The organism is Nonomuraea sp. NPDC049684 (assembly GCF_044465345.1).
In the GTDB taxonomy this organism is placed as follows: Bacteria; Actinomycetota; Actinomycetes; order Streptosporangiales; family Streptosporangiaceae; genus Nonomuraea.
Map to the genome: position 1 here is coordinate 101109 of NZ_JBITLO010000015.1, position 15319 is coordinate 116427.

The following is a 15319-nucleotide window of genomic DNA, read 5'->3' on the forward strand; positions in this document are numbered from 1 at the left end:
CCCGCGCGCGTCTCAGGGGTGTCATTCACACGTTTGGAGGTGGTCGTGGACCCTGCGGACGAGCAAGGCTTCCGCGAGTTCGTCTCCGCGCGCTCGCCTGCCCTGATGCGGCTCGGGTTCATGCTCAGCGGCGGCGACCAGCACGCGGCCGAGGATCTCGTGCAGGCCGCGCTGGCCAAGCTGGCGGCGCGGTGGCGGCAGGTGGACGCGCCGGAGGCGTACGTCCGGCAGATCATGTACCGGCAGCAGGTGAGCTGGTGGCGCGCGATCGGGCGGCGCGGCGAGGTGGTCCAGGCCGAGCCGCCCGACCGGCCGGGGGCCGACGGCACGCACCAGAGCGACCTGCGCATGGTGCTGCGCGCCGCCCTGGCCCGGCTCACCCCGAGGCAGCGTGCCGTGCTGGTGCTGCGCTACTTCGAGGACCTGCCCGAGGACCGGATCGCCGCCCTGTTGTCCTGCTCGGTCGGCACGGTGCGGAGCACCACGTTCCGGTCGCTCGCCCGGCTGCGGCAGATCGCCCCGGAACTGGCTGCGGAACTGGAGGTCACCACATGAACCGGCTGCTGCGCGACACCATGGAGGAGTGGGCCGGCGAGGTGCGGGTGCCGCACGACCTGGCCGACCGGGCGCTACGGCGGCGTGCCCGGCCGCCGGTCATGGCGGTGGCGCTGGCCGCCGGGCTGGCGGTCGTCGTGGCGGTGCTGGCCGCCGGGCTGCACGGCCGGAGCACGACCGTGCGCCCGGCGAACGGGGTGACCGTGCCCGTTCATCCCTCGGTGACGTCCACGGACGTGCGGGCCGACGTCGAGAACGCGCCGCCGAAGAAGTTCGTGGCGGCCGGGAACGTGGCCGTGTCCGCCTACTTCACCACCTGGCTGGAGAAGGCGGACGACGGCGGCGAGCGCATGCGGCGCACCTGGTACCTGTACGACCCCCGCTCCGACGGCTACGAGCGGACGCCGTGGGCCTGGCTGGACGTGGCGCCGGGGCTCCAGCTCGCGGCGGTGCTCCAGGGCGAGCGGATCGGCAGGCGGGTGGGGATCGTCGACATGAACACCCGGCAGGCCCTGGCCTGGATCGACCTGGAGCACGACGTCGGCTCGCTGGTCTGGTCGCCGGACGGCACCAGGGTGCTGGCCACGGCGTACTCGAAGTATCCGGAGCAGAGCCGGAAGCGGGTGGGCAAGGACGCCTACACCGTCGAGGAGCTCGTCCAGCCCCGGATCGGCTTCTACGTCATCGACGTCGCCACCGGCCAGGCCGCCTACCACCCGCTGCCGTCGCTGGACCGCGTCGGCAACCCCGGGAACATGAACGCGCGCCAGGACCTCGGCTGGAGCCTGGACGGGTCCATGCTCTGGGAGCCCACCGACACCATGCCCGACAGGTTGTGGCTCGGTCTCGACGGCGCCCGCCGGGACGGCCCGCCCGGCGACCGGTACATCGACTACTCGGGCTGGTCGAAGGTCTCGCCCGACGGCAGGCTGACGCTGGACCGCGACCTGCCGCCGTCGGTGCCCGGCCGGCAGCTCGTGCTGCAGCACCTGGCCTGGGCCGACGACGACAACGTGGTGGTGCTGGGCTGCGCGGGCGCGTGCAAGAACGAGTTCGACAACGGCCTGGCGCTGGCGAGCGCCGACGGCGAGCGGATGATCCAGCTCACCGGCAGCCGCGACCGCGGCGGCGAGGAGACCTGGCAGTGGGTGCTCACCCGCCGCAACTAGGTCCGCCGCCCGCCCCGAGCCCCGTGCCGTCTCCGGCACGGGGCTCTCCCGTGCCGCTTGCCAGACGCTGAACATCTGTTTAGTCTACTGAACATGTGTTCAGACCTGACCGCTCAGGCCAAGATCCGCAACGCGGCCATCGCGCACTTCGCCCGCGACGGCTTCGGCAGGACGAACCTGCGCGCCGTGGCGGCGACCGCCGGGGTGAGCCCCGCCCTGGTCATCCACCACTTCGGCAGCAAGGAGAAGCTCCGGAGCGCCTGCGACGAGCACGTCCTGGCCATCCTGGTCCGGCAGGCCGGCGGCGCCCGCCCGAGCGGCATGCAGGACCTCTTCCGCGAGTACCTGTCCAACCCGGAGGAGTACCGCCTCCAGGTGCGCTACATGCTGCGCGCGATCGAGGAGGACACGCCCGCCGCGGCCACGTTCGTCGAGACGCTGGTGGCGGAGTCGGAGCAGGTCCTGCGGGCCGGGATCGCCGACGGCTCGATGCGGCCGTCCTGCGACGTGCGGGCGCTGGCGGTGCTGACCGTGCTCAACAGCGTGGCCACGCTCACCATGCCGCCGTCCCTGGCGCGGGCGCTGGGTCACGAGCAGTTCGGCCCCGACGTGCTGCGCCGCCTGGCGCTGCCCACGCTGGAGCTCTACACCCACGGGCTGTTCACCGACGACGCCGCCCTCAACGCGGCCAGGGCCGCCCTCGACGACTCACCTCACGAAGAGGACTGACACGATGACCACGCCCCTCCCCGGCCTCACCCCGCTGGAGAACACGCTCTGGCTCACCCTGGCCGGCAAGGCGCTCGATTACCGGGCCGAGCACCCGATCCTGCGCGACCGGACGGCCTATGACCTGGCCAGAAAGCTCGACCTCGACACCGCCCGGTTCAAGCTCTCGGTCAGCCCCGTCGTGGGCATCGCCCACCGCTCCCTGGTCATGGACGACATCGTGCGGCGGTTCGTCGCCGGCCGTCCCCATGCGGTCGGGCTCGACCTGGGCGCCGGGCTCGACACCCGCGTCCACCGCGTCGACCCGCCCCCCACCGTCGACTGGTACGACGTCGACCTGCCCGGCGTGGCCGAGGCCCGGCGCCGTCTGCTGCCGGATCGTCCGCACGCCCACGTCATCGGCCGCGACCTCAACGACCCCCGCTGGCTGGACGAGGTGCCCCGCGACCGGCCGGCCGTGATCGTCGCCGACGGCCTGATCGGGTTCCTGTCGCAGGAGGAGCTGGCCACCCTGCTCGACCGGCTCATCCGCCACTTCCCCGCCGGCGAGATCTGCTTCAACGGCTACACGAGGTTCCACGTGTGGGCGGCCAGGAAGTACCCCGGCACCCGGTCCGTCGCCCCCTTCCTGAAGTCCCCCGGATACGACACGCCGCAGGACATCGTGCGCCTGGAGCCCCGGCTGAGGCTGGTGCGCGAGATCTTCCTGACCCGCGAGCCCGAGGTCGCCGGCTACCCGTGGACGACCCGGCTGGCGAGCCGGCTGACCGCCTGGAGCACGTCCCTGTCCCGCAAGGGCACCGCCGTCCAGCACTACCGCTTCTGAGGGGCGGCCCCGGCCCGGCTGATCAGGCGCTCATGAAGCAGATGCCCACGTTGTCCGCGGCGGACATCACCTCGGAACGGCTGCTGCTGCGCCGCGCGCTGCGCGAGGCCGACCGCGAGGGCTTCGTCGAGCTCTCCACCGATCCTGAGGTGCAGGCTCACATCGGCGGCCCGCGGCCGAGGAGCGAGGTCGAGCGGCGCTTCGACACGGTGCTCGCCGGCGGCGCGGCGTCCGGCCCCGGCGACTACGTCATCGCCGACAACACGACGGACCGGCTCATCGGCACGCTGATGCTCGCCCGCCGCTCCCCCGAGGACGGCGGGGAACTGGAGCTCGGTGCCTGACCGCGCCCGCCGGGGGTCACAGCCCCGAGCAGTGCATCGGCCGGATCGTCCCTGACTGCTCGGAGACGGCCGCCACGTGCCGGGTGGGGAAGAAGGCGAGGTAGACCATCGTGTCCTTGGGCGGCACCGCCAGGATCGTCGCGTCGCCGCACTCGTCGCGGATCGAGGCCAGCACCGGGTCGATGATCTGGCTTCAGTCGGTCTCCGGCGCCTGGATGAGCCCGTAGAACTTGGCCGGGACGATGGTGTAGCGCTTGGTCGCCTCGTTGCGGGCCACGTACCCGGTGGCGACCAGCTCGGCGAGCAGCCGCAGGGCGGTGCTGCGGTTGACGTCGAGCGACGTCGACCCCAAGGCGGCGTCGGCCTTCACCGCCGAGTTCGGCGCCAAGACCTACACCGGCCTCCAGGACCTGATCGACGCCCCGCGGGTCGACGTGGTGGACCTGATCCTCCCCCACCACCTGCACTACGACGCCGCGATGGCGGTGCTGGACGCCGGCAAGCACCTGATCCTGGAGAAGCCCGTCGCGCCGACGTACGAGCAGTCGGCGGCCATCCAGCGCCGGGCGGCCGAGGCCGGCGTGCACTTCATGGTCGCGGAGAACAGCCGGTACATCGCGGCCTACCAGGCCGTGCACCGGCTGCCGAACGAGGGCGCCGCCGAGGTGTACGGCCGCATGCGCAGCGGCGCGCACTTCTCGTGCGGCTTCACCTCCGTGTCGGAGGTCCCCCACAGCGAGCGCCTGGAGCTCTACGGCACCGAAGGGGGCATCCTGGTGGACCAGATCTCCGACCCGGTGGTCAAGATCTTCCGCGGCCAGCACGACTACCGGGGCGAGGCGGTCGCCGGCGTGCCCTTCGGCCCCGACGCCTGGCACCCCGGCGGCTGGCACTACGAGTCCGTGATCACCGAGGTGACCGACTACGTGCGCGCCCTGGTGGAGGGACGCCCGCCGCTGATCGACTCCGGCGACGCCGTGTACGCCATGCGCGTCGTCGAGGCCGCCTACGAGTCGATCCAGTCGGGGAAGACCGTCACCCTCCCGGCCGGCGCGCAGCTTTGATCCGCCCTCCCAGCAGAATCTGGACCTCCCCATGAGACTCATGCGCATCGGCGCCGCCGGCGCCGAACGTCCGGTCGACGTGTCCGACGTGGTCGCCGACTTCGACGGCTTCAACCCCTGCGGCCCCTGGCTGGTCACGCCGGACGAGCTGGGCGAGGTGACCGGCCTGAACATGTGGCTCGACGTCAACGGGCGGCGCCGCCAGACCGGCTCGACGGCCCACATGCTGTTCGACCCGGTCTTCGTCGTGCGCTACCTGAGCCGGTTCATGGCGCTCGAACCCGGCGACCTGATCAACACCGGGACGCCCGCGGGCGTCGGCATGGGCTTCGACCCGCCCGTCTACCTGCGGCCGGGCGACCGGATGGAGCTCGGCATCGACGGCCTGGGCCGCCAGAGGCAGTCGGTCGTGGCCGCCCCCTGACCGGCCGGCACACCGCCTACGCCGTCAGGACCGGCAGCCGCGCGGGCCGGTAGGCCAGGTTCCCCTCCGTCCAGGGCAGGCCGCCCGGGTCCTCGGCCGGCCGCAGGCCCGGCACGCGTTCGGCCAGGGCCCGCACCGCCTCCTGGAGCTGCACGCGGGCCAGGTGGTTGCCCAGGCAGAAGTGCGGTCCATGGCTGAAGGCCAGGTGCGGGCGGGCCGTGCCGCCCGGCGCGTGGCGGCGGATGTCGAACCGTCCGGGGTCGGGGAAGGCCGCCGGGTCGTGGTTGGCCGCGTGCGAGTTCGGCAGCACCACGGTGCCGGCGGGCAGCACCGCTCCGGAGGGCAGCTCGACGTCGGCGGTCAGGCGCCGCAGCAGGCCGTTGGTGCCCGGCCCGTCGAAGCGGAGGATCTCCTCCACGGCGGGCTCGGTCAGCGCGGGGTCGGCGACGAGCGCCCGGTACTGGCCGGGGTGGCGGAGCAACGTGTACAGGCCGCGGGCGATCATCATCGCGGGCGTCTCGTGTCCGGCCACGGCCAGCATGAGCAGCACGTTGACGAGCTCCTCGTCGGAGAGCCGGTCGCCCCGGCTGGTGGCCTGCATGAGCACGTCCACCAGGGCGTCGCCCGGCTCGGCCCGGCGCCGGGCGACCAGGTCGCCCATGTACCGCGCCAGCTCGGCGAAGGCGCTCATGCGCGCCTCGGCGCCGGACGGGGAAGCCCTCAGGAACGCCTCCGACCACTGCTTGAACCGGTCGTAGTCGGTGCCGGGCATGCCGATCACCGTGCAGATGAGACGGGCCGACAGCGGTGCGGCGTAGTCGGCGACCAGATCGGGCCGCTCGGAGAAGGAGTCGATGAGCTCGTGGGCGATCGCCCGGCACCGGCCGCGCCACCGCTCGGCCTGGGCGAGGGTGAAGGCGCCGGCGAGGATGCGGCGCTGGCGGGCGTGCTCGGGGTCGTCCATGTTGAGCAGCACGCCGGGCACGTCGTCCACGCTCAGCCCGCGTAACAGCCGGGGCCGTCCCGGCTCGCTCAGCCCGGTGCGGCTGCTGTGCGGGCAGGACAGGATGGCCCGCACGTCGTCGTACCGGACGGCCATCGGCACGGTGTCGCCGCTGGGCAGGACCACCGTGCCGACCGGGTCGGAGGCCAGCCGGCGGGCCAGGTCCGGCGAGGGCGTGCCGTGCGGTCCCGGGGAGTAGTCCTTCCACATGACGTCGTCGTCCACGAGAGCCTCCTGCGGGGGTGGGATCGGGCCGGATGCGCACGATCACCCTGTCCGCCGCGATCCCCCAGGGTCAAGAGCCGTCCGCCCACCGCGCCGCGGCCGGGCTGGAGCCGGGCCGGGAAGGCCCTCTCGCCCGAGCCGCGCGCCAGGCGCGTAGGGCTTGTGAAACTCGCATTGTTCTATCAGGATTAGAACATGCTCTATCGCGTCGACCCGAGCAGCAGCACGCCGTTGAGCGAGCAGATCGCCGGATGCGTCCGCCGCGGCATCGCCGACGGGCTGCTGACCCCCGGCGACCGGCTGCCCTCCGGCCGCGACCTGGCCTCCTCGCTGGAGGTCAACATGCACACCGTGCTGCGCGCCTACGCCGACCTGCGCGACGAGGGACTGATCGAGCTGCGTCCCGGCCGCGGCGCCACCGTCACCCGGACGAATCCGCGCGAGCGGGCACAGCTCGTCCAGACCGTCCGGCACCTGGTCACCGTGGCCCGCCGCGCGGGTCTGAACCGCGACGAGCTGATGTCGCTGGTGGGGAAGGAGTTCACATGATCGGTAAGGTCCGATGGCTGACGGGCGCGGTCGCCCTGCCCGCGACGGTTCTGGGCGGCGCCGCGCTGACCGTGCTGGCCTGGCGTCAGCGGCTGCCCGCCGCGTTACCCGGCCGGAGCGGCGCGGCCCACGGCTCCGCCGTCACGGTCGAGCAGGTGTCCATCCTGCTGCTCGGCGTCCCGGCGGCGCTCTGGCTGGCCGGGCTGGCCGCGTTCGCGCTGGCCGGTCGCGCGCCCGCCTCGCGCGCCCATGCGATCCGGACGGCGATCCTTGTCGCGGTCGTCACGGTCGCCGTCGCGCCGGCCACGTCCCTGCTGGTCATCCTGCACGCGGCGCTGGACGCCCCCGCCGCGGCCCAGGCCGGCGCGCCCTCGCCCGCGGCGATGGGCGTGCTCGTCCCCGCGGCCACGCTGGCCGGGGCGCTCGCCGCCTTCCTGCTGGCCGGCCGCCGCACCCCCGCCGGCCGGGCCACCGGCGTCCTCGCCCCCGACGCGCCCCGGCTGCCCCTGCGCGGCCAGGAGAAGGTCTCCTGGCAGGAACGGCGCGTCCTCCGCGCCGTCGACCTGGGCGTGGCCGCTCTCGCGCTGGCCGGGGCGGCCATGACGGCGGCGCTGGTCCTCACCGTCGGCCCCGCGGGCTGGGCCGGGGCCGCCGTCGTGGTCGTCGCCGTCGTGCTGCTGCCGATGCGCTCCTACCGGCTGGCCATCGACGAGCGCGCGGTGACCGTCGCGCTCGGCCCGATCAGCCGGCAGGTCGCGGTCGGCAGTGTGCGCCGCGCCGACGCGGTCGACGTCCCGGCCGACCGGTGGCTGCTGAACGGCGCCCTGCACGGCGCCGGGGCGGGCATGTTGCTGCTGCCCGGGCCCGCACTGGCCCTGCGCCTGGCCGACGGCACCGACTTCCTGGTGTCCTGCCGCGACGCCCCCACCGCCGCCGGCCTGATCAACAGCCTGCGCGACCAGGCCGCCTGAGCGCCCGGGGCCGTCGCGCCGGTGACATTGGTCAATGTGATCACGCTGATCCCATTGATCACTCGGCCCCCGGCGCGCCGGGACCCGGCCTATACACTGCCGCTGTTCCTGGTTTTCGTGACGCCCGGCCGACGCGGCCGTGCGGCACCGTTCTCCTGGGGGGCGCACCTGCGCCGCCTGCGTGTACACCCGATTCACGGATGGCATGGGGCAGGTGGGATGACGACGGTCGGGAAACCGGATCGGGTCGTGCCGGAACAGGGGCGGCCGTGGCCGCCGGGCGCGGCGCGGCACTACCGCCGCGATCCGCTGGGGTTCGTGGAGCGGGCGGCGGCCGAGCGCGGGCCGGTGTTCCGCCTGCCGGACGACGGGTCGCTGTGCGTGGCCGACCCGGCGCAGGCCCTGCGGATCCTGCACGACGAGGCGGGCGACTACGCCGACGTGTCCGGGTTCTTCCATGTCGGCGGCGGGCTGCTCGGGCCGCGGGCGACGCAGGTGGCGATCGGCCGGGCGGCCCGCACGACGCTGCGCGCTCACGTGGCCGCCCGGCGCGAGCTGCTGCCCGCCGTCGTGGCGGAGCTGGGCGAGGTCAGCGAGTGGCCGTCGGCCGGGCGGGCCGCCGTGCACCGGTTCCTGGCCGACGCCCTGCTGCGGCCGGACAGCCCGCCCGCCCTGCGCGAGCTGATGGCGTACGTCGTGCGGCGAGAGGTGCTGATCCGTCCGGCCGGCCGGCTCGCGCGGTTGTCGCGGCGCGCCCTGTGGGCCCGCGTGGTGCGGACGATCGCCGCCGAGGCGCGCGCCCGGCGGAGCGCGCCGGCGGACGAGACGCGGCCCGGCGACCTGCTGGACGCCGTTCTGGGCGCCACCCCGCCCGAGACGCCCGCCGAGCACGTCGCGCAGGTCTACCTGCTGCTCTTCCGCACCTCGATCGCGCCGGTGGGCCACGCGGTGGCCTGGGCGCTGCTGTCGGCGGCGGCCCACGGCGTCGACCTGGCCGCCGTGCCGCCCGAGTCGGCCGTACGCGAGTCGCTGCGGCTGTGGCCGGTCGCCTGGCTGCTCGGCCGCCCGGTGCGCAGGGCCCACCAGGTCGGCGGCGTGGCGCTGGAGCCGGGCGACAGCGTGTCCGTATGCCCCTACCTGCTCCACCGCGACGAGCGGCACTGGCCGCAGGCCACCGCGTTCCGGCCCGGCCGCTGGGACGGCCCCGAGCCGCGCGGCCCCTACCTGCCCTTCGGCGGCGGCCCGTTCACCTGCGCCGGAGCGGGCGTCGCGCAGGCGCTGGCCACCGACCTGCTCGCCGCGCTGACCGACGCCGCCCGCCTGGAGGTGCGCGGCGGCGCCGGGCGGCCGCACGTCGAGGGCATCATCACGCCCCCGCCCTTCCAGTTGCGCCGCACGGCACGCCAGACCTGACCACCAGCGGTTCGTCGAGGAAGGAGGTGATCTCCCATGAGGAAGCTGCTGCGCCGCGTCACCGGCCGCCGGGTCAACCGGCAGGCCTGGTACATCTGGTAACCGAGTCCGAGCGGCCGCGCCGGGCCGAGGGCCCGGCGCGGTCCCCGGCCCGCCGGCCGTTCAGGAGGCACCCATGTCGCAGGTCGAGGAGACCCTGGCGGCCTACGAAGGCGTCGCCGCCCGCTACGACGAGCTGAACGCGCAGATGGACACCGAGGCGCTGGTGGACCGCTTCGCCGAGGCGGTGGAGCGGCACGGCAACGGGGGGCGGCGGCTGCTGGACGCCGGTTGCGGCACCGGCCGCAGCAGCACGGCCTTCAGCAAGCGGGGATTCGAGGTGACCGGCTACGACCTGTCCCCGGCGATGGTGGCGACCGCGCGGCGGCGGCCCGGCGCCGACGGCATCCCGTTCCTGGTCGGCTCACTCCTGAGCCCGCCGCCCGAGCTGTCCGGCTTCGACGTGGTCGCCTGCGTGGACGTGCCCCTGACGTACCTGACGAGCGGCGACCAGCTCCGGCAGGCCCTGGCGGCGGCCCGCGACCGGCTCGCCCCGGGCGGGCTGGTGGCCTTCGACCTGAACACCATCGGCTACTACCGGCGCACGTTCGGCGTCCCGGTGGTCGCCGACCGCGGTGACCGGTACGTGGCCTGGTTCGCGCACTCGCCGCGGATCGAGGCCGACGAGATCGTGATCACCCAGTTCGACCTGTTCGAACGGGCCGGCGAGGGCTGGGAGCGGCTGTCGATGCGGCACGTGCAGCGCCACCACTCCGACCGAACGGTACGCCGGGCCGCCGAGCTGGCCGGGCTGCGCGTGGTGGCCGCGCACGGCCTGGTGGGCACGTCGGTGCGCGACCCGGCCGACGAGGAGGCCCACGACCGCATCCTGTACGTCGCCCGGCCCGCCTGAGGTTCGCTATATTCAGAATATGGTGAATCTATCGTCCGTCCTCACCCTGCGGGGTTGCGACCTGCGTTACGCCGACAGCGGGGGCGGCGGTGTGCCGGTGGTGTTCTCGCACGGCGCCGGGGCCGACCACGTGATGTTCGACGCCCAGGCCCGCCACCTGCGGGCTCAGGGGTACCGCGTCGTCACCTGGGACCTGCGCGGGCACGGCCTGTCCCGCCCGGCCGGCGTGCGCTTCACCGCCGAGCAGGCGGTCGCCGACCTGTGCGCGCTGGTCGAGCACCTGGGCCTGGACCGGCCGGTGCTCGTGGGCCAGTCCCTCGGCGGCAACCTCAGCCAGGCCGTCGTGCGGCGGCATCCGGGGCTCGCCCGCGCCCTGGTCGTCATCGGCGCCACGCCGAACACCGCGCCGCTGTCCTGGCGGGACCGCCTGCTGCTCAGGGCGGCCGCGCCGATGCTGACGATGATCCCCGCCAAGAGGCTGCCGCGGCTGATGGCCGACGCCTCCGCGACCACCCGCGCCGCCCGGGACGACGCCCGGCGGGCCTTCGGCCAGGTGCCGAAGAAGGAGTTCGTGCAGGTGTGGCGGGCCACCGTCGACTTCCTCTTCCCCGACCCCGGCTACCGCACGCCGGTGCCCCTGTGCCTGATCCGCGGCGAGCGGGACACCACCGGCAACATCGCCTCGGCCATGCCCGGCTGGGCCCGCGCCGAAGGCGTCGAGGAGATCGTCGTCCCCGGGGCCGGCCACATCGCCAACCAGGACGACCCGCAGGCGGTCAACGAGGCGATCGACGCGTTCCTGTGCACGCTCCCCGCGCCGGGACGGGCGCGGCGATGAGCGCGCGGCACACGTTCGTCACCTCGGTGGGCGACCTGCTCGCGTCGTGGAACCTGCCGCACGCGACCGGGCGCGTCTACGGGCTACTGCTCCTCACCGAGGAGCCGATCTCGCTGGACGCCATCGCCGCCGAGCTGGAACTGAGCAAGGGGGCGGTGAGCACCGCGGTACGGCAGCTCGACTCCTGGGGCCTGGCCAGGGTGATCCCGCAGCCCGGCAGCCGGCGGCTCCTGGTGGAGGCCACCGGGGGGATCGAGTCGCTGCTGGAGGCCAGCCAGGCGCGGGCCAGGACCCTGATCGCCGCGCTGCGCGAGGGCGAGTCCCTGGTGCGCTCCGGTCCCGCGCAGGAGCGGCTGCAGGACGTGATTGGGTTGTTCGCCGGTTATGTCGACGTCGGCGGGCAGATGCTGGCCAGGCACCGGGAGCGACGCCCCGGACCGCACACCGCGCGGCCCTCCTCCGCCGGGTAGGGTCGGCCCCACGAAGCCGATCAAGGGGGCCCGGCGGTGGAACTGCCTGACACGCGTTCGGACATGTCCCGGAGCGCGCGGGCCGGACGGTACGGCGACGTCGCGAGCGCGCTGGCGCTGCACAGCGACCGGCAGCTCGCCCAGGCGCTGGAGCAGGCGCGGGTGCTGGGCACGGGCATCGGCGGCACGTCGGTGCTGCTGGACGTCGAGGGCGTGCCGGTCTTCGCCAAGCGCATCCCGCTGACCGACCTGGAACGCCGTCCGGCCAACGTGATGTCCACCGCGAACCTGTTCGGCCTGCCGCCGTTCTGCCAGTACGGGATCGCCGCCATCGGCACGCCCGGCTTCGGCGCATGGCGGGAACTCGCCGCCGCCGCCATGACGACCGGCTGGGTGCTGGCCGGGCACAGCGCCGCCTTCCCGCTGCTCTACCACTGGCGGGTGCTGCCGGGCGCGCCGCCGCCCACCGCCGAGCACGCCGACGTCGAGGCGGCCGTGGAGTACTGGGAGGGGTCGCCCGCGGTACGGGAGCGCCTGCACGCCCTCGCCCGCGCCTCGGCCGGCATCGTGCTGTTCCAGGAGTACATCCCCCACGACCTGAACCACTGGCTCGCCGCCCAGGTCGCCGCCGGTCAGGAGGCGGCGACGGCGGCGGCCGTCCTGCTGGAGTCGTGCCTGACGCGCGACGTGGCGTTCATGAACGGCCGGCACCTGATGCACTTCGACGGCCACTTCGGCAACATCCTCACCGACGGCGAACGCCTCTACCTCGCCGACCTGGGGCTGGCGACCTCCTCCCGGTTCGACCTGGCGGAGCCGGAGATCGAGTTCCTGGCGCGCAACCGCACCCACGACACCGCGTACGCGCTGGCGCGGCTGGTCAACTGGCTGGTCTCCGACGTCTGCGGGGTGCGGGCGCCGAACGGCGTCCCGGAGGAGCGCAACGCGTACATCCGGGCGTGCGCCGAGGGCGCGGACCCCGCCGGCGCGCCGCCGGCCGTGGCCGCGATGATCCGCCGGTACGCTCCCGTGGCGGCGGCCGTGAACGACTTCTACTGGCACCTGTACGGCACCAGCAGGACGACGCCGTATCCGAGCGAGAGGATCGAACGCGCCCTGAGCGCGATGCGCTGACGACCGGGGCCGCTGTTCGCTGGTGACGACCCGGCCGCCGGTGTCATACCGTCACATCATGGACGAGCACCGCCAGACCATCCCCGACGTTCTCCGCCCCGTACGGGACGCCGCCGCGGCCCTGGGCGAAGACCTCACCGACCTGGGCGACGCGCTGCGGGCGTTGCGGCGGGTCGAGGTGGAGGTGGAGCTGGCGACCGACCTGCTCATGCGGCAGTCGAACGCGAAGGCGAACAACCAGGCCGCACAAGAGACGTCCTGACCGGCCCGGCGGAGAAGCGCGACTCCGAGCCCCCGGTCCGACGCGAACAATCACGTGACGGGCCCTGCCGTGCTCGCGTTTCGCGCCGGCGGCGGTGTCGCAAGGAATGACGGCCCGCCGATCGGCCCGCCCGCCTGAATGACCCTCTCCTGCCACGAGCCGTTTGCGGGCAGGCGTCCGCGCGGCCCGGCTCGATCAGCACAGTTGCGAACGCGGGGTCGAGCCCGGCGAGGCGATGCGGCCTCCGCTCACCCCCGGCCGGACGCCTGCTTGGCGGCGTACGCCTGCCGCCACTCCTCGGCCGCCCGCAGCATGGCCTGGCCGACGTGGTCGAAGAAGCCGGCGATGTCCTGCAGCCGGATCCCGGCGGGCGAGGTGGCTCCGACCGTCGCCGCGCCCTGGCGGGCGACGTCGGCCAGCAGCGCGTTCTGGCGGGCGCTGGCCGTCCAGCCGCGGAACCAGGCGTCGGCGTCGATGACGTAGCGGTCGCGCCGCCGGCGCGGGTCGCGGTCGCGCCGGATCAGCTCCTGCCGTTCGAGCTCGCCGATCGCCTTGGAGACCGAGGCGGGGCTGACCTGGAGCCTGCGGGTGAGCTCGGCCGCCGTGAGACTGCCGCTGTCGGTGAGGTAGAGAGTGGCCAGGACGCGGGCGGTCATCCGGGTCAGCCCGGTGCCGATCATGACCGCGGTGAACTCCTCCTCCAGATCGGTGACCGACCGGCGGTCGCGCGCCCCGGAGGCCGCCGGACGTCTGCGGGCGCGGTCGCGGGTGGCCTGGTGCGCCTGGTCGGCCTGGTAGCCGTCGGGGCCGCCGTTGCGGGCCACCTCTCGCGTGACGGTGGACAGCGGCCGGTTCAGGCGGGCGGCGATCTCGGTCTGGGTCAGCCCTTCGGCCAGCCCCTCGGCGATCTGCCGGCGGTCCTGCTGGGTCAGCCTGCCTCCGGGCATCGGCGGCACCTTCCTGGTCGTACGCGCGACGGACGGCTGCAGTCTTGCATTCGCCTCCATCTCATTGCAACTCAACCGGCTTGCATTCATCATCATGCCATTGCAAGTGGCGCTTAATGCCTGATGAACAGGCACTTTTTGATTGACAGGTTTGCGAACGCAAGTTAGCTTTTCCATTGTCGCGAACATAGGCCGCGCGACATCCCCGGAAAGGAACCGACATGACCGCATCCAAGTCCGTGAAAGCGGCGGCGCTCACCGCCGCGACCCTGGCCGCCACGGCCCTGCCCGCCGCCGCCTCCCCCGCTCCCGGGCACGCCGCGGTGCAGCAGGTGCTCGACCGGACGGTGGCCGCCGGGCTCGCGCCCGGCATGGTCGCCGACGTCCGCGACGGCCGCCGCTCCTGGTTCGGCTCGGCGGGCGCGTCCGACACCGAGACCGGACGCGAGCGCCGGCAGAACGAGCGGTTCCGCATCGGCAGCACCTCCAAGGCGTTCACCGCCACCGTGGTGCTCAAGCTCGTGGCCGAGGGGAGGCTGAGCCTCGACGACACCCTGGACAGGCGCCTGCCCGGCCTGTTCGACGGCAGCGCCTACGAACCCGGCAAGATCACCGTCAGGCAGCTGCTCAACCAGACCAGCGGCGTCTTCGCCTACACCGACGACGAGAAGTTCTCCGGCACGGGCGGCAGCGAGGAGTGGTTCAAGCACCGCTTCGACACCTACACCCCCGAGCAGCTGGTGAAGATCGCTCTGGCCCACCCGCCCACCGGCGAGCCGGGCCGGCGTTTCAAGTACTCCAACACCAACTACATCCTGGCCGCGATGATCGTCGAGAAGGCGACGGGCCGGACGTTCGAGCAGGAACTCGACCGGACCGTCATCCGCCCCCTGAGGCTGAACGGCACCTCCCTGCCCGGCGCCGACCCCGGGATCCGGGGCCCGCACCCCGTGCACTACTCCATCCTGTTCTCCCGCGACCCGCAGCCCACCGTCTACGACGCCACCCGGATGAACCAGTCCTTCGCCTGGGCCGCCGGCGGCCTCATCTCCACCACCGCCGACCTCAACCGCTTCTTCGCCGCCCTGTTCGGCGGGCGCGTCCTGCCGAGCGCGCAGTTGCGGGAGATGCTCACGACCGTCCCCACCGAGGGAGCGGGCTGGATCCCCGACACCCGGTACGGCCTGGGCGTCTTCGAACAGAAGCTGCCCTGCGGCGCCAGCGTGTGGGGCAACGGCGGCGCCACGTACGGATCGTGGAACTACAGCATGGGCACCCGCGACGGCAGGCACCGCCTCACCACGCAGGTCAACGGCGACTGGGCGCCCCTGACCGTCTTCAACGACGCCCTGGCCGCCGAGTTCTGCCCCTCCCCCGAGGCTTAGAGATCTTGAGACATTCGAACATATGGTAAAAAAATGGAGTTAGATCATGACCGAAATGC

20 protein-coding genes are annotated in these 15319 nt (G+C 73.5%); 16 read left to right on the top strand and 4 right to left on the bottom strand.

Annotation, left to right across the window (positions count from 1 at the left end):
* Positions 1-45: 45 nt before the first annotated feature.
* The 5 genes from ACIBST_RS37340 to ACIBST_RS37360 all read left to right on the top strand — a co-directional run bounded on the left by ACIBST_RS37340 (position 46) and on the right by ACIBST_RS37360 (position 3623).
* Positions 46-555: a SigE family RNA polymerase sigma factor gene (locus tag ACIBST_RS37340; RefSeq protein WP_397178282.1), complete on the top strand. Its 510-nt coding sequence runs from the start codon at positions 46-48 to the stop codon at positions 553-555.
* Positions 552-1724: a hypothetical protein gene (locus ACIBST_RS37345; protein ID WP_397178283.1), complete on the top strand. Its 1173-nt coding sequence runs from the start codon at positions 552-554 to the stop codon at positions 1722-1724. Before ACIBST_RS37340 ends, ACIBST_RS37345 begins: the two co-directional genes overlap by 4 nt.
* A 93-nt stretch (positions 1725-1817) precedes the next feature.
* Positions 1818-2453, top strand: coding sequence for a TetR family transcriptional regulator (locus ACIBST_RS37350; RefSeq protein WP_397178284.1), 636 nt, complete (start codon positions 1818-1820; stop codon positions 2451-2453).
* A 4-nt stretch (positions 2454-2457) separates the two neighbouring features.
* Positions 2458-3279 carry a class I SAM-dependent methyltransferase gene (locus ACIBST_RS37355; protein WP_397178285.1) on the top strand — a complete coding sequence of 274 codons (822 nt, stop codon included), beginning with the start codon at positions 2458-2460 and terminating at the stop codon, positions 3277-3279.
* 32 nt (positions 3280-3311) lie between these two features.
* Positions 3312-3623: a GNAT family N-acetyltransferase gene (locus ACIBST_RS37360; RefSeq protein WP_397178286.1), complete on the top strand. Its 312-nt coding sequence runs from the start codon at positions 3312-3314 to the stop codon at positions 3621-3623.
* A 16-nt stretch (positions 3624-3639) separates the two neighbouring features.
* Here ACIBST_RS37360 and ACIBST_RS37365 read toward each other — a convergent pair whose 3' ends face one another.
* Both ACIBST_RS37365 and ACIBST_RS37370 read right to left on the bottom strand, forming a co-directional pair.
* On the bottom strand, positions 3640-3798 hold the full coding sequence (locus ACIBST_RS37365) for a hypothetical protein (RefSeq protein WP_397178287.1): 159 nt from the start codon (positions 3796-3798) through the stop codon (positions 3640-3642).
* 18 nt (positions 3799-3816) lie between these two features.
* The gene (locus tag ACIBST_RS37370; RefSeq protein WP_397178288.1) at positions 3817-3975 is read right to left on the bottom strand and encodes a helix-turn-helix domain-containing protein; all 159 of its coding nucleotides are present in this window, start codon (positions 3973-3975) and stop codon (positions 3817-3819) included.
* Between ACIBST_RS37370 and ACIBST_RS37375 the strand changes: the two genes are divergently transcribed.
* Entirely contained in the window at positions 3950-4687 is a 738-nt protein-coding gene (locus ACIBST_RS37375) for a Gfo/Idh/MocA family protein (RefSeq protein ID WP_397178289.1), read from the top strand. The genes ACIBST_RS37370 and ACIBST_RS37375 overlap by 26 nt on opposite strands.
* A 31-nt stretch (positions 4688-4718) precedes the next feature.
* Positions 4719-5111 carry a fumarylacetoacetate hydrolase family protein gene (locus ACIBST_RS37380; protein ID WP_397178290.1) on the top strand — a complete coding sequence of 131 codons (393 nt, stop codon included), beginning with the start codon at positions 4719-4721 and terminating at the stop codon, positions 5109-5111.
* Between the two features lie 16 nt (positions 5112-5127).
* On the opposite strand, the gene ACIBST_RS37385 is transcribed toward ACIBST_RS37380, so the two are convergent.
* On the bottom strand, positions 5128-6339 hold the full coding sequence (locus ACIBST_RS37385; protein WP_397178291.1) for a cytochrome P450: 1212 nt from the start codon (positions 6337-6339) through the stop codon (positions 5128-5130).
* Between the two features lie 195 nt (positions 6340-6534).
* Between ACIBST_RS37385 and ACIBST_RS37390 the strand changes: the two genes are divergently transcribed.
* From ACIBST_RS37390 to ACIBST_RS37425, 8 genes are all read left to right on the top strand, one after another.
* Positions 6535-6888 (top strand): GntR family transcriptional regulator, encoded by a 354-nt coding sequence (locus ACIBST_RS37390; RefSeq protein ID WP_352360048.1) that lies wholly within the window; start codon positions 6535-6537, stop codon positions 6886-6888.
* On the top strand, positions 6885-7859 hold the full coding sequence (locus ACIBST_RS37395; RefSeq protein ID WP_397178292.1) for a hypothetical protein: 975 nt from the start codon (positions 6885-6887) through the stop codon (positions 7857-7859). Before ACIBST_RS37390 ends, ACIBST_RS37395 begins: the two co-directional genes overlap by 4 nt.
* Positions 7860-8078: 219 nt before the next feature.
* Entirely contained in the window at positions 8079-9272 is a 1194-nt protein-coding gene (locus tag ACIBST_RS37400) for a cytochrome P450 (RefSeq protein ID WP_397178293.1), read from the top strand.
* Positions 9273-9447: 175 nt separating this feature from the next.
* On the top strand, positions 9448-10224 hold the full coding sequence (locus ACIBST_RS37405) for a class I SAM-dependent DNA methyltransferase (RefSeq protein WP_397178294.1): 777 nt from the start codon (positions 9448-9450) through the stop codon (positions 10222-10224).
* Between the two features lie 19 nt (positions 10225-10243).
* Complete coding sequence (locus ACIBST_RS37410) at positions 10244-11062, top strand: alpha/beta fold hydrolase (protein WP_397178295.1); 819 nt, start codon at positions 10244-10246, stop codon at positions 11060-11062.
* Positions 11059-11532, top strand: coding sequence for a GbsR/MarR family transcriptional regulator (locus ACIBST_RS37415; protein ID WP_397178296.1), 474 nt, complete (start codon positions 11059-11061; stop codon positions 11530-11532). Before ACIBST_RS37410 ends, ACIBST_RS37415 begins: the two co-directional genes overlap by 4 nt.
* A gap of 36 nt (positions 11533-11568) precedes the next feature.
* The gene (locus ACIBST_RS37420) at positions 11569-12666 is read left to right on the top strand and encodes a serine/threonine protein phosphatase (protein WP_397178297.1); all 1098 of its coding nucleotides are present in this window, start codon (positions 11569-11571) and stop codon (positions 12664-12666) included.
* Positions 12667-12724: 58 nt separating this feature from the next.
* Complete coding sequence (locus ACIBST_RS37425) at positions 12725-12928, top strand: hypothetical protein (protein WP_397178298.1); 204 nt, start codon at positions 12725-12727, stop codon at positions 12926-12928.
* Positions 12929-13176: 248 nt separating this feature from the next.
* Here ACIBST_RS37425 and ACIBST_RS37430 read toward each other — a convergent pair whose 3' ends face one another.
* Entirely contained in the window at positions 13177-13875 is a 699-nt protein-coding gene (locus tag ACIBST_RS37430; protein WP_397178299.1) for a MarR family transcriptional regulator, read from the bottom strand.
* Positions 13876-14096: 221 nt separating this feature from the next.
* Here ACIBST_RS37430 and ACIBST_RS37435 point away from each other — a divergent pair, with 221 nt between their 5' ends.
* Complete coding sequence (locus tag ACIBST_RS37435; RefSeq protein WP_397178300.1) at positions 14097-15260, top strand: serine hydrolase domain-containing protein; 1164 nt, start codon at positions 14097-14099, stop codon at positions 15258-15260.
* Positions 15261-15319: the final 59 nt, after the last annotated feature.

Excerpts from the sequence above, each read along its gene's own strand:
- ACIBST_RS37350 (WP_397178284.1), top strand. The coding sequence starts at position 1,818 with ATGTGTTCAGACCTGACCGCTCAGGCCAAGATCCGCAACGCGGCCATC.
- ACIBST_RS37435 (WP_397178300.1), top strand. The coding sequence starts at position 14,097 with ATGACCGCATCCAAGTCCGTGAAAGCGGCGGCGCTCACCGCCGCGACC.
- ACIBST_RS37390 (WP_352360048.1), top strand. The coding sequence starts at position 6,535 with ATGCTCTATCGCGTCGACCCGAGCAGCAGCACGCCGTTGAGCGAGCAG.
- ACIBST_RS37415 (WP_397178296.1), top strand. The coding sequence starts at position 11,059 with ATGAGCGCGCGGCACACGTTCGTCACCTCGGTGGGCGACCTGCTCGCG.
- ACIBST_RS37380 (WP_397178290.1), top strand. The coding sequence starts at position 4,719 with ATGAGACTCATGCGCATCGGCGCCGCCGGCGCCGAACGTCCGGTCGAC.
- ACIBST_RS37345 (WP_397178283.1), top strand. The coding sequence starts at position 552 with ATGAACCGGCTGCTGCGCGACACCATGGAGGAGTGGGCCGGCGAGGTG.
- ACIBST_RS37400 (WP_397178293.1), top strand. The coding sequence starts at position 8,079 with ATGACGACGGTCGGGAAACCGGATCGGGTCGTGCCGGAACAGGGGCGG.
- ACIBST_RS37405 (WP_397178294.1), top strand. The coding sequence starts at position 9,448 with ATGTCGCAGGTCGAGGAGACCCTGGCGGCCTACGAAGGCGTCGCCGCC.
- ACIBST_RS37360 (WP_397178286.1), top strand. The coding sequence starts at position 3,312 with ATGAAGCAGATGCCCACGTTGTCCGCGGCGGACATCACCTCGGAACGG.
- ACIBST_RS37355 (WP_397178285.1), top strand. The coding sequence starts at position 2,458 with ATGACCACGCCCCTCCCCGGCCTCACCCCGCTGGAGAACACGCTCTGG.
- ACIBST_RS37410 (WP_397178295.1), top strand. The coding sequence starts at position 10,244 with ATGGTGAATCTATCGTCCGTCCTCACCCTGCGGGGTTGCGACCTGCGT.
- ACIBST_RS37430 (WP_397178299.1), bottom strand. The coding sequence starts at position 13,875 with ATGCCCGGAGGCAGGCTGACCCAGCAGGACCGCCGGCAGATCGCCGAG.
- ACIBST_RS37425 (WP_397178298.1), top strand. The coding sequence starts at position 12,725 with ATGGACGAGCACCGCCAGACCATCCCCGACGTTCTCCGCCCCGTACGG.
- ACIBST_RS37395 (WP_397178292.1), top strand. The coding sequence starts at position 6,885 with ATGATCGGTAAGGTCCGATGGCTGACGGGCGCGGTCGCCCTGCCCGCG.